This window comes from Methylobacterium sp. WL69, assembly GCF_008039485.1.
Lineage (GTDB): Bacteria > Pseudomonadota > Alphaproteobacteria > Rhizobiales > Beijerinckiaceae > Methylobacterium.
Genome location: NZ_VRUZ01000115.1, coordinates 1 through 11,325 on the forward strand (window position 1 = coordinate 1; position 11,325 = coordinate 11,325).

The 11,325-nt window shown below is 71.3% G+C and carries 9 protein-coding genes; 5 read left to right on the plus strand and 4 right to left on the minus strand.

Annotation, left to right across the window (positions count from 1 at the left end):
- A partial coding sequence (locus FV218_RS20105; RefSeq protein WP_147711284.1) for a 1-deoxy-D-xylulose-5-phosphate synthase N-terminal domain-containing protein occupies nt 1-150 on the minus strand: 150 nt, incomplete at its 3' end.
- Nucleotides 151-707: 557 nt separating this feature from the next.
- On the opposite strand from FV218_RS20105, the gene FV218_RS20110 reads away from it, so the two are divergent.
- The 3 genes from FV218_RS20110 to ettA all read left to right on the plus strand — a co-directional run bounded on the left by FV218_RS20110 (nt 708) and on the right by ettA (nt 3,775).
- Complete coding sequence (locus tag FV218_RS20110; RefSeq protein WP_246685204.1) at nt 708-1,589, plus strand: DNA/RNA non-specific endonuclease; 882 nt, start codon at nt 708-710, stop codon at nt 1,587-1,589.
- Nucleotides 1,590-1,601: 12 nt separating this feature from the next.
- The gene (locus tag FV218_RS20115; protein ID WP_147711288.1) at nt 1,602-1,871 is read left to right on the plus strand and encodes a hypothetical protein; all 270 of its coding nucleotides are present in this window, start codon (nt 1,602-1,604) and stop codon (nt 1,869-1,871) included.
- Nucleotides 1,872-2,122: 251 nt separating this feature from the next.
- The gene (gene ettA / locus FV218_RS20120; RefSeq protein WP_056094285.1) at nt 2,123-3,775 is read left to right on the plus strand and encodes an energy-dependent translational throttle protein EttA; all 1,653 of its coding nucleotides are present in this window, start codon (nt 2,123-2,125) and stop codon (nt 3,773-3,775) included.
- Nucleotides 3,776-3,951: 176 nt separating this feature from the next.
- Here the strand turns inward: ettA and FV218_RS20125 are convergent, their stop codons facing one another.
- The 3 genes from FV218_RS20125 to FV218_RS20135 are packed head-to-tail and all read right to left on the minus strand — an operon-like array spanning nt 3,952 to nt 6,918.
- The gene (locus tag FV218_RS20125; protein WP_147711290.1) at nt 3,952-4,806 is read right to left on the minus strand and encodes a formyltransferase family protein; all 855 of its coding nucleotides are present in this window, start codon (nt 4,804-4,806) and stop codon (nt 3,952-3,954) included.
- Nucleotides 4,803-5,570, minus strand: coding sequence for an SDR family NAD(P)-dependent oxidoreductase (locus tag FV218_RS20130; RefSeq protein WP_147711292.1), 768 nt, complete (start codon nt 5,568-5,570; stop codon nt 4,803-4,805). Before FV218_RS20130 ends, FV218_RS20125 begins: the two co-directional genes overlap by 4 nt.
- Before the next feature lie 40 nt (nt 5,571-5,610).
- Entirely contained in the window at nt 5,611-6,918 is a 1,308-nt protein-coding gene (locus FV218_RS20135) for a capsular biosynthesis protein (RefSeq protein WP_147711294.1), read from the minus strand.
- 281 nt (nt 6,919-7,199) lie between these two features.
- Between FV218_RS20135 and FV218_RS20140 the strand changes: the two genes are divergently transcribed.
- Both FV218_RS20140 and FV218_RS20145 read left to right on the plus strand, forming a co-directional pair.
- Nucleotides 7,200-9,353, plus strand: coding sequence for a capsular biosynthesis protein (locus FV218_RS20140; RefSeq protein WP_246685203.1), 2,154 nt, complete (start codon nt 7,200-7,202; stop codon nt 9,351-9,353).
- On the plus strand, nt 9,350-10,954 hold the full coding sequence (locus FV218_RS20145) for an alkaline phosphatase family protein (protein ID WP_187273115.1): 1,605 nt from the start codon (nt 9,350-9,352) through the stop codon (nt 10,952-10,954). The genes FV218_RS20140 and FV218_RS20145 overlap by 4 nt, the downstream gene beginning before the upstream one ends.
- Nucleotides 10,955-11,325: the final 371 nt, after the last annotated feature.

The window sequence follows — 11,325 nt, forward strand, 5'->3', positions numbered from 1 at the left end:
GAGATGCCCGCCGGTGATCGACACCGCCTCGATCATCTCCGCCCGCACGGCCTCCGCCACCGCCGGAAGATCGCTCTCCGGCAACGCGCGCAGGGCGGAGGTCTCGGACAGACCGTCCAGAATCGAGGAATTGGCTGAAGACACTGGCATTGACCCGTTGGTTCGCTGGTGACCGCTCGAACGGGCTTGGCCCCTCGCCACCCACGGCGCCGGACCCCCTTCCCAACGGCTCGGCCCCTGGACTGAACCGGGACCCTTGAATCTGCACTTATAACGTCATTGCCCGGCTTTGCCACGCGTGGGGCGGGGGCGGTCGATGGCCCCCCATGACAGGCGAAGCAGTCCGGCGTAAGGGCGGCAGTTAAACGCCCGGCCGCCGCCGATCAACGGGGCGTTCGATTTCGACGGCACGCAGGAAGGCAGATCATGAGCGCCCGCCGGATGATTCGCCACCTGCGTTCGACCTGTGTTGCCTTTGCCTGCGTACTCCCGACGGGGGGCGTTGGCGCGGCGGAAACCGGACGCTCGCAGGCCGTCGACCGGATGGACTTCACGTCTACGTGTTCGTATGGGCAGCCATGCCGTCCGCAGGCCGGCCCCGGCCCCGCCGACCGCCAGGTGCACCCGTTCACGGGCAGCCTCGGGCGACCCTGCGCCTATCGCTGGCGCGAGACGCCGTCCGGCCCCCGCAAGGTCCGGGTGTGCTTCTGATTCGCACCGTCGCGCTCCTCGTCCTCCTCGCCGGGTCGGCGCAGGCGCAGACCTGTCCGGAGCACTTCGCGGACGGGCGCCGCCCCGACCTTGTCAACCCGAAGCTCGGGCGCGAGACGACGCCCCTCTGCTACGATGCCTTCGCGCTGCTCTACTCCGCCGTGTCGCGCACGCCGGTCTATGCCGCCGAGCACCTGACCCGGCCGAGCGTGGCAGCGGCGCGGCGCGTCGACCGGGTCGATGCCTTCCACGACGAGGAGGCCCTGCCCGCCTCCGACCGCGCCCGCCTGGAGGATTACGTCCGGAGCGGGTTCGACCGGGGCCACATGGCGCCGGCCGGCGATATGCCGACGGGGGCCGCGCAGGCACAATCCTTCACCCTGGCCAACATCGTGCCGCAGGACCGGGCGGTGAATCGCGGCCTGTGGGCGGCCATCGAGGAGAGCGTCCGACGTCTCGCCACGGCGCGGGGCGCTGTCTTCGTCGTCACCGGGCCGGTCTATGCCGGAGACAGCGTGCAGGCGATGAACGGCCGGGTCCTGGTGCCGACGCAGCTGTTCAAGGCGCTCTACGACCCGGCGCGGGGGGAGGCGGGCGCCTACCTCGTGCCCAACCGCGACGACGCGGAGTGGCGCGCCGTGTCGTTGGCCGAACTGAGCGACGTGGCCGGACTCGACGTGTTTCCGGGTCTTCCCGATTCGGTGAAGCGCCGGGCCATGGACCTGCCCGAGCCGCGCACCTATTCGCGGGGCGACGAGGCCGGCGCGGCCCCCCATGGGCGCAACCGCGAACCCGACTCGTTCGAGACCTGGGCCAGGCAGCAGATCCACCGCCTCGCCCGGCGCCTGTGGCGCGACCTGATGCGGGCGATCTTCTAGGAGGGACCACGCATGTCCGACACGCCGCTGCCGGTGTTCCGGCCCTTCGCCGACGCGTCCGCCGTTCAGACCATCGGCGGCCTGTCCCTGGAGAACGGTCCCGACCGCATCGCCGTGCACGGCTCCCTCGACCTGACGCGGGATCGCGCCGGGCTGGACCGGGCCCGCACGCTCCAGGCGGCGGTGAACGCCATCGTGGCGGCCCTGGCACAGGCCGATCTGCCCGAAGCCGTCCCCGAGACGACGAAAAGCGCCGAGACGGTGAAGAACCCCTTCGCCTGACGCCGCGCGGCCGCGCACCCGATCTTCTTGCCGGTCCGCCGCCGCCCTGATACTCCGGCGCAACACTCATCACGCGAAGCGATTGGCCCAGAGCGGTTCGACGACGGCGAGGGCCGGACCGTCCGGCGGCGACGGCGCACCGTGCGAGGCCCGGCCGGCTCCCCCAGGGGCCGCTGCGGGGCCGCGCACCCCATCATTCGGCATCGGCCGTGCCCGCGAGGGCCGCCGATCCAGCACCCAAGGACACCGGCATGGCGCGCGAATTCATCTACCACATGAAGGGTCTGACCAAGACCTACACCGGCGGCAAGAAGATCCTCGATAACGTCAACCTGTCGTTCTACCCGGACGCCAAGATCGGCGTGCTGGGCATCAACGGCTCGGGCAAGTCGACGCTCCTGAAGATCATGGCCGGCATCGACACGGAATGGACCGGCGAGGGCTTCGTCGCGCAAGGAGCGCGCGTCGGCTACCTGCCGCAGGAGCCGCAGCTCGATCCGAACAAGTCGGTCCGCGAGAACGTCATGGAGGGCGTCGCCGAGAAGCAGGCGCTCCTCGACCGCTACAACGAGCTCGCCATGAACTATTCCGAGGAGACGGCGGACGAGATGACCGCCCTCCAGGACAAGATCGAGGCGGGCAACCTGTGGGAGCTCGATTCCAAGGTCGATCAGGCCATGCTGGCGCTGGGCTGCCCCACCGACGAGATGCCCGTCGCCACCCTGTCGGGCGGCGAGCGGCGCCGCGTCGCCCTGTGCAAGCTCCTGCTGTGGGAGCCCGAGCTGCTGCTGCTGGACGAGCCCACCAACCACCTCGACGCCGAGACGGTGAACTGGCTCGAAGGCCACCTCAAGCAGTATCCCGGCGCGATCCTGATCGTGACCCACGATCGCTACTTCCTCGACAACGTCACCGGCTGGATTCTCGAGCTCGACCGCACCCGGGGCTACCCCTACGAGGGCAACTACTCGGCCTGGCTCATCCAGAAGCAGAAGCGCCTCGCCCAGGAAGGCCGCGAGGACATGGCCCGCCAGCGCGCCATCAACCGCGAGCAGGAGTGGATCTCGGCCTCGCCGAAGGCTCGGCAGTCGAAGTCCAAGGCCCGCATCACCCGCTACGACGAACTCGTGGCGAAGCAGAACGACAAGATCGACGCCTCGGCGCAGATCGTCATCCCCATCGACGAGCGGCTCGGCAACAACGTCATCGAGTTCGACCACCTCAACAAGGCGTTCGGCGACCGCCTGCTCATCGAGGACCTGTCGTTCAAGCTGCCGCCCGGCGGCATCGTCGGGGTCATCGGTCCCAACGGCGCCGGCAAGACGACCCTGTTCAAGATGATCACCGGGTCCGAGAAGCCGGACGGCGGCACCATCTCGGTGGGCGAGACCGTGCATCTCGGCTACGTCGACCAGTCGCGCGACGCCCTCGATCCCGGCGCCACCGTCTGGCAGGAGGTCTCGGGCGGCAACGACATCATCTATTTCAACAAGCGCGAGATCAATTCGCGGGCCTATTGCGCCGCCTTTGCCTTCAAGGGCTCCGACCAGCAGAAGAAGGTCGGCACGCTTTCGGGCGGCGAGCGCAACCGCGTGCATCTGGCCCGCACCCTCAAGGGCGGCGCCAACGTGCTGCTCCTCGACGAGCCGACCAACGACCTCGACATGGAGACCCTGCGGGCGCTGGAAGAGGCCCTCGAGGATTACGCCGGCTGCGCGGTGATCATCAGCCACGATCGCTGGTTCCTCAACCGCATCGCCACCCACATCCTCGCCTTCGAGGGCGACAGCCACGTCGAGTGGTTCGAGGGCAACTTCTCGGATTACGAGGAAGACAAGAAGCGGCGCCTCGGCACCGATTCGCTGATGCCGAAGAAGCTGAAGTACAAGAAGTTTTCGCGTTAGAAATCAGCACCGAACTACTGCGCGCATGTCCCTCCCCCCCTCTGCGGGGGAGGGTGGTCGCGCAGCGACCGGGAGAGGGGGCGACCTCTCCGGAACCGTCGCTCCCCTCACCCGACCCGCTTCGCGGGCCACCCTCTCCCGCAGAGGGGAGAGGGCACGCGCACGACGCATCCACGTCAGGCCCGCGCGCTGAGCGCCAGGGCCTCGCCCAGATCCCGCACATCCGTGAGCTTGCGCCCGCGCCGGCGCAGATCCGCGAGCAGCGCCCGGTCCGGGAACGGGCAATAGGGCAGGATGGCGGGCATCTCGCCGTCGGGCAGCGTGCCGTCGGCCAGTTGCGTCAGCACGCGGTCCAACAGCACCCGCCCGTGCTCGTGCAGGATCACCGAGGCCCGCGTCGCCGTGGTGTCGGCGGGCAACGTCACCGCCTCCTGCGAAAGAATTGCCCCGGCATCGATGGTGACGGCGAGGCGGTGCACCGTGACGCCGAAGGCGGGCTCGGCCTCGGCCAGGGCGTGGATGGTCGGCACCGGTCCGCGATGGCGGGGCAGCAGGCCCGGATGGACGTTGACGCCCCCGAGGGGCGCCAGGGCCAAGGTCGCGCCGGAGAGAATCTGGTCGAAGTGGAAGGTGACGATGGCGCCCGGCGTGTGGCGCGCGAACAGGGCCGCGACCTCCGCCCCGTTGACGTCGTCCACCCTCAGGGTCGGGATGCCGAGGCGGTGGCACAGGGCCTTCAGGGGCGTCGCCGTGGCGGCGTCCCTCGCGCCCGAGAGGCGCCGGGTCAGCCCGGACAGGGGCGAGAGCAGATCGGGCAGGCCGAAATTCACCCCGAGATAGGGCAGGATCGCCGGCCCGGAGCGGGCGAGGTGCCGCCGGACCTGTCCGACGAGCCCCCCCGAGCTCGGACGCTCGGCGTTGGACAGGCCGACGAAGGCGATGTCGGCGGCGTGCTCGGTGACGAAGCGGCGCACGGCCCGCGCATTCGGCAGGGCCTCGAGGACGAACAGGGCGAGGCGGGGGCGGCTCATCGGCCGGTCCGGATCTTGAACTTGAACCCGCTCATGCCGAGCCGCCGCAGGGATTCGGGCAGCAGGGCCGAGCCCCGGGCGAGGGCCGCGATGATCCACGGGAAGGCGACGATGTCCCGGTCGCGCGCCAACCCCCTGGCGATGCGGGCGGCGGCGTCGGCCGCCTTGATCTCCATGGGGCGCCAGCCCTGGTACTCGCCGCCCATGGCGGTGCGGACGTAGCCTGGCGTCACCACGTTCACCTTCACCCCGTGGGGCTTCAGCTTCTCCCGCAGGGCCAGCCCATGGGCCAGGAGCGCCGCCTTGGTGCCGCTGTAGGCGGGGGCGTCTGGGAGCGGCGCGAAGGCGGCCAGCGACGAGACCAGGGCGATCTGTCCGGCGCCCCGCGCGCGCATGAGGTCGACGCAGGGGAGGGCGACGTTCAGCGCCCCGTCGAGGTTCACCGCCACGGTCTCGAACGCCATGACGGCGGTCTCGACGCCGCCGCCGGGGTCGCCGCCGTTGATGGCCGCGTTGACCACGACGAGGTCGAGGGGGTGGGCGGCGTGCGTGGCGGCGAGCCAGGCGGCGATTCCGGCCCGGTCGCGCACGTCGAGGCGCTCGGTCTCCACCGTCGCACCCCTGGCGCGGCAGGATTCGGCCACGGCGTCCAGGCGGGCGGCGTCGCGGCCGTGCAGCACGAGGGTGACGGCGGGCGCCGCATAATGGCGGGCGAGCGCCGCGCCGATGCCGCTCGACGCGCCGGTGATGAGGATGACGGGCATCGGATCTGTCGATCTTGGGAAAAGGGAATGCCGCCGGGCTTCAGTAGACCGGGGCGAGATCCTGGGCGTCGCCGGCCTCGGCGCGGCCGGCCTGGGCGGCGGCCAGCGCCGCGGCCGGGAGGGTCGCTTCCAGGCGCGGGATCGTGCCGGCCACGGCCCGGGCGATGGCCTCGCGGGAGAAGAACCCGCCATTGACCTGGGTCCGGTGCAGGACGACCCGGCGGAAATCCCGCATGAGGTCGGCATCCGGCGCCACGGGGGCGGTCCAGAACGTGTTGAGGCCGCCCGGATGGGTGAGGCCGGGCAGGTTGTAGATCGCCTCGCCGGTGGCGAGGGTCGGGCGGCCGAGTTCGAGGGACAGCATGCCGACGGTGCTGTTGACGAGGACGACGCCGCGGCTGCCGGAGATCAGGCTCGGCAGGTCGCCGCCGTCGATCATGTCGAGGCGGTCGTTAACCCCGTGGCGCTTGGCCGAGTGCCGGGCGTACTTGCGCCAGTTGATGAGGCCGCTGTCGAGGGGGTGGAGCTTGATCAGGAGGCGCGTCGGCGCTTCCGAATGGGCGGCGAAGGACGCGATCACCCGGTCCATGAACGCCTCGACCCCGAGGAAGGGGGAGTGGACGCGGATCTGGTAGTCGCTGTCGAGCTGGAGCGGCAGCAGGAAGTAGTCGACCCCCACCGCCGTGTAGGCCTCGTTGAGCCGCGCCGCCTCGCGCCGCGTATGGGCCCGCCGGGCGAACTTCTTGATCCAGCCGGCATATTCCACGGCGATGTGGTTGGGCCGGTGGCTGCGGAAATGCGGGAAGAAGTACGGGAAGCCGAAATTGGCGATGTTGTAGGCGACATCCCACAGGCTGCGCCGGGCCATGTCGCCGCTCGACGGCATGGCGCGCCCCGGCTGCGGCAGGCGCCGGGCCACGGCGCGGATCTCGGCGGCGGTCTTCGGCAGGGACGAATGGCCGTTCACGCCGCCGAGTTCGCAGGTGATCCAGTTCGGCCGGAGATAGCCTTCCTCGAACACGTGCAGGCGCACGCCCGACGGCTCGGCCGCGGCGCGGGCGGCGACGTGGTAGGGCCGGCAATCGCCGAACAGGACGATGTCGGTGATCCCGTGGCGGGCGATGTAGTCGGCGACGTAGGCACCCCAGTGCTCGAACGACCCGCGGTAATTGTCGGCGGGCAGGCGCCAGAACAACCAGTCGCCGGACGAGAAGTTGATCCGCCGGACCCGGTGACCCCGCTCTTCGAGGGTGCGCCCGAGATCGGAGAAGAACGGTGAGGCGACGCCCTGCAAGAACAGGAACGTGGCGGGTCCGTCGCGATGCGCGGGGGCGCGGGGTTGCAGCATTCCGAGGCGCGGGGTCCTGAAGCCCGGAGACCGGGCGAATGTCACGAGTGAAGACGTCGCATAGCGGTTCAAAGGCAGCAATCTTAAGGCATGGTTGCGCAAAACGAATTTTAATCCGTGTGACCCGAAGGCCACTTTCGATCCTCATGAGCCGCCGGCCACGGCGGATCGTCCGAGCCGCTCCGGCCTTCGCCCGAGCCGCGTTCGCCGAAAACCGGGTCCCACTTTTCGGGCCGATGCTCTAGAGCCAGCAGCACCGGGCCGGACGCGGCGGCCCTCCCGTGTTGGTCGAACCGTTCATGCGCCCGAGCCCGCCGCCCTCCCTGTTCTCCACCGGCCGGACCATCCGGGCCCTGCGCAGGCAGGTCGCGGCGGCGACGGGCAGCGCGTTCGCCCACCCGTTCCGGCCCGGCGCCGTCGCGGTCGTGTGGGGTGCGGACGGCGTCACGGCCGCCAGCTTGAGCCGCCTCGGGCGGCCGGTACTCACGGTCGCGCCGGGGCCGATCCTCAGCCCCTACGACACGCCCGCCACGGGGATGGCGAGCCTGCGCCTCACCCTCGACGGCGTGCCGATGGGCGGCATACCGGCCGATTCAACCCTGATCGATCAGCTGACACACCTGCGCCTACACGGTCGCAACCGGTTTCCGGCGGGGGCCGGAGGCGATGGTCCAGCTGGGAGCTCTCGCGGGCAGCACGGGTCCCCTCTCCCGGAAGGAGAGGGACAGGGTGAGGTGTGTGGGTCTTCCGGAGAGTTCGCCCACCTTACCCCACCCCTCTCCTTCCAGGAGAGGGAGCCCGTCGCGCTTCACGCCGAAGCAACGGCTCCGTCGATGCGTCATCCATCGGCCTTCCTATCGCGTGAGTTCGATGGGGCGGACCGACCGGCGCTGATCCTCCTCAACGCCGCGGCCACCCCAGCCTGCAACCGGGCCTTCGTGGCGCGGGTGCTGAGACGTCACCCGGAGACGGACTTCACGGTGTGCAGTCCCGAAGGATGTCAGGAACTCGGCCTCGCAGCGCCGCGCCTGCGGGTCGTCCGTGAGCCCATCGATCCCTGGGCCGCGTGCGCCCGCGCCGCGCGGGTCTTCGCCTCGGACGCGGCGAGCGCCTGCACGGCGCGGCTTTCCGGCGCCGGGGCCGTCGAGGCCGACGGGCCGGCGTCTCTCGAGGACGCTTACGGCGCCGGCCTCCACTGGTTCGATCCCTGGACCCGGGCGCCCATCGCCCGGGACGCGTGCCTCGACAAGGTCGCGTGGCTGCGGGCGCGCTTTCGCGACAACGACCGGCCGACGGTGCTCGTCGGCATCTCGCGCTGGAAGCGGCCCGGCCTCGACGCCTTCACCACCGGCCCGTTCGGCCCTCCGATCCACGCCATGGCGGCCGAGGAGGCGGTCCGCCTCGCCCCGCCCGGCGCGCGGGTGCTGGCCTGGGCGACGCGGATGCCCGAGCGCCTGGAAGCCCTCTGCGCCGAGGCCGGCCTGCCCCTGTGCCGGGTCGAGGACGGATTCCTGCGCTCCGTCGGGCTGGGGGCCAGCCTGCAGCCCGGCGCCTCCATCGTGGTCGACGATTCCGGCATCTACTACGACCCGCGCCGGGACAGCCGGCTCGCGCGCATCCTGAAGACCGCCGCCTTTCCGCCCGACCTCGTGGCGCGGGCCGAGGCCCTGCGCCACCTCGTCGTCGAACGGCGCCTGACGAAGTACAATGTCGGCCTGTCGGACGAATCCGGGTCGTGGCCGAAGGACCGCCGCATCGTCCTGGTGCCGGGGCAGGTGGAGGACGACGCCTCCGTGCGGCACGGCTCGCCCGTGGTGCGCTCGAACCGCGCCCTCCTGGCGGCGGCCCGTGCCCGCAACCCCGACGCCTTCCTGCTCTACAAGCCGCACCCCGACGTCGAGGCCGGCTTCCGGCCGGGCAAGATCCCGGAGGCCGAGGCCCTGGCGCTCGCCGACCGCATCGTCGGCGGCCTCTCCATCGTCGACCTCCTCGACCGGGCCCATCACGTCGAGACCATGACGTCGCTCGCCGGCTTCGAGGCCCTGATCCGGGGCCTGACCGTGGCGGTGCACGGTCGGCCGTTCTACTCCGGCTGGGGCCTCACCGAGGACCTGGCGCCGAACGCCGATCGCGGCCGCCGCCTCGCCCTCGACGAGTTGGTGGCCGGGACCCTGCTGCTCTATCCGCTCTACCTCGACCCCGTGGCGATGAAGCCGTGCTCGGCCGAGCAGCTCCTCGACCGCCTGAGCGCGGAGCGCGACGCCGCCGCGCCCTCCACCCTCGCCCTCAGCCGGCGCACCCTCCTGGCCATGCGGGCGCGCTACGCCGTCCTCAACCCCATCGTCCGGGCCTTGCGCGCCCGGCGCGGCGTCGGGCCGGGCGCGCAGGATGTCTCCCCGGTCCCGAAAACTCCAGACAAGGCGGACCCGGCTTGATCCTCCAGGCCCTCGTCATCGCCCTCGCCCTCAGCCTCGCCATCGAGGCGTTCGACGGGCGCGGCGTGCGTCCCATCGGCCGGCGGCCCGGCGACCTCGCCGTACGGCTCTGCGCCTACGCGCTCCTGGCCGCGTTCTGGTTCGCGTTCTCGTGGCGGCCGTGGCTGGCCGCGTTCTCCTGCGTGCTCACCGTCGCAATCCTCGCCCTCGTCAGCCGGTTGAAGCGCGGCGTCATCGGCGAGCCACTGGTGTTCAGCGACTTCGCCCTCCTGCGGCAGGTCCCGCGCCATCCGGAGCTCTACTACACCCGACCGCTCACCGACCCGAGGATGGCCGGCCCAATCCTGGCGAGTTTTCTCGCCGTCGCCCTCTGGTACGGGATCGAACCCGCGGCCCTGCCGCACGAGCCCAGCGTCGCGGTGCTGGCGGTGTTCGCCCTGCCCCTGGCCCTCTGGACCCTGGCGCGGATGGCCGGCCACGGCGCCCTCGGTCGCCGGCTCGCCGCGCGCTTCCCCGTGCCGGCCCTGGAGGCGGACATCGCCCGGTACGGCCTGCCGGCGACGATCCTGGCCTATGCGGCGCGCTGGCGGAGCCAGCGGGCGGACGCTCTTCCGAGTTCAGAGCCCCCCATGACGGCCGATCCGCTTCGCGCGTCGCACGGTCGGCACGGGCCCCACGCCGAAATGTCACCGCCTGCGGACATGGCTGCCCCGCCGACGCGTGCCCCCGGCAATCCGAAGGCGGGGGCGCCGGACCGTGTCGTCGTCGTGGTCCAGCTCGAATCCTTCGTCGATCCCGTGCGCCTCGGTGGGCCGCCCCTGCCGCTGATGGAGATCCTCCGCGCCCGCGCGACCCGGTACGGCCGCCTGCGGGTGCCGGCCCACGGCGCCTACACCATGCGGACCGAGCACGCGGTGCTCACCGGCAGGGACGCCGAAGACCTCGGCTTCGGAATGTTCGACCCCTACCTGACCCATGGCGGCGCCGAGCCGACGAGTCTGGCCGGCCTCGCCCGCCGCACCGGCTTCGAGACCGTGTTCGTCCATCCCTTTCATCGCGACTTCTTCAACCGCGCGGCGGTGGTGAGGCGCCTCGGCTTCGACCGCCTCGTCATGGAGGAAGCGTTCGCCGGCGCCCCCCGCGTCGGACCCTATGTCGGAGATATCCCCCTGGCCGAGCGGGTGCTGTCCGAGGTCGCGGCGCGCCGAACCCCCCTGTTCCTGTTCTGCGTCACCATGGAGAACCATGGGCCGTGGAAGCCCGGACGCCTGCCCGGCCTCGACGATCCGCACGCGCAGTACCTCCACCACGTCGCCCATACGGGGGAGGCCGTGGAACGGCTCATCGCCGGCCTGGAGGGTCTGCCCGCGACGCTCTGCGTGTTCGGCGACCACGCCCCGTCCCTGCCGGGTTGCCGCCCGGGCTTCGGCGGCACCGCCACGGATTACGCGGTCCTGCATTTCGGCAGGACCGTCCCCGCGGCCCCGATCCGGGTCGATCTGACGGCCGACGCCCTCGGGCGGCAGCTGCGCGCGGAGGTCTCCGGCGGTCCGAGCGTGGCTCCCAGCGTGGCTCCAAGCGTGGCCATGCCACCGTCATGACGCATTGTGGGCCGAGGGGTCCGGGCCGGCTGGACCCCCAGCCGCGCGCAGCAACGATCCGTTAAGCTTATGGCAGCGTTTGGCCCATAGGGATGACGAACCGCCCGTGACCGTGCCGCGGTCGAGCCCCGGCGCGACGTCGGGAAGCCCCACCGGACCGCACCGCGCGTCGGGCCGGCCAGGAGAAGAGTGAATGGTTCGCACAGCGGCTCTCGCAGCCCTGACGGCATGCCTCGTGTCCGGTTGTTCCTCGATCCTTCCCGGTGCGGGTCCGACGACGGGCGCCATCGTGGACGGGGCCGACGTCTCGACCAGCGAGGGCACCTTCGCGCGCTACGAACTCGTCGATCTCACCGCCGCCACCGTCGAGG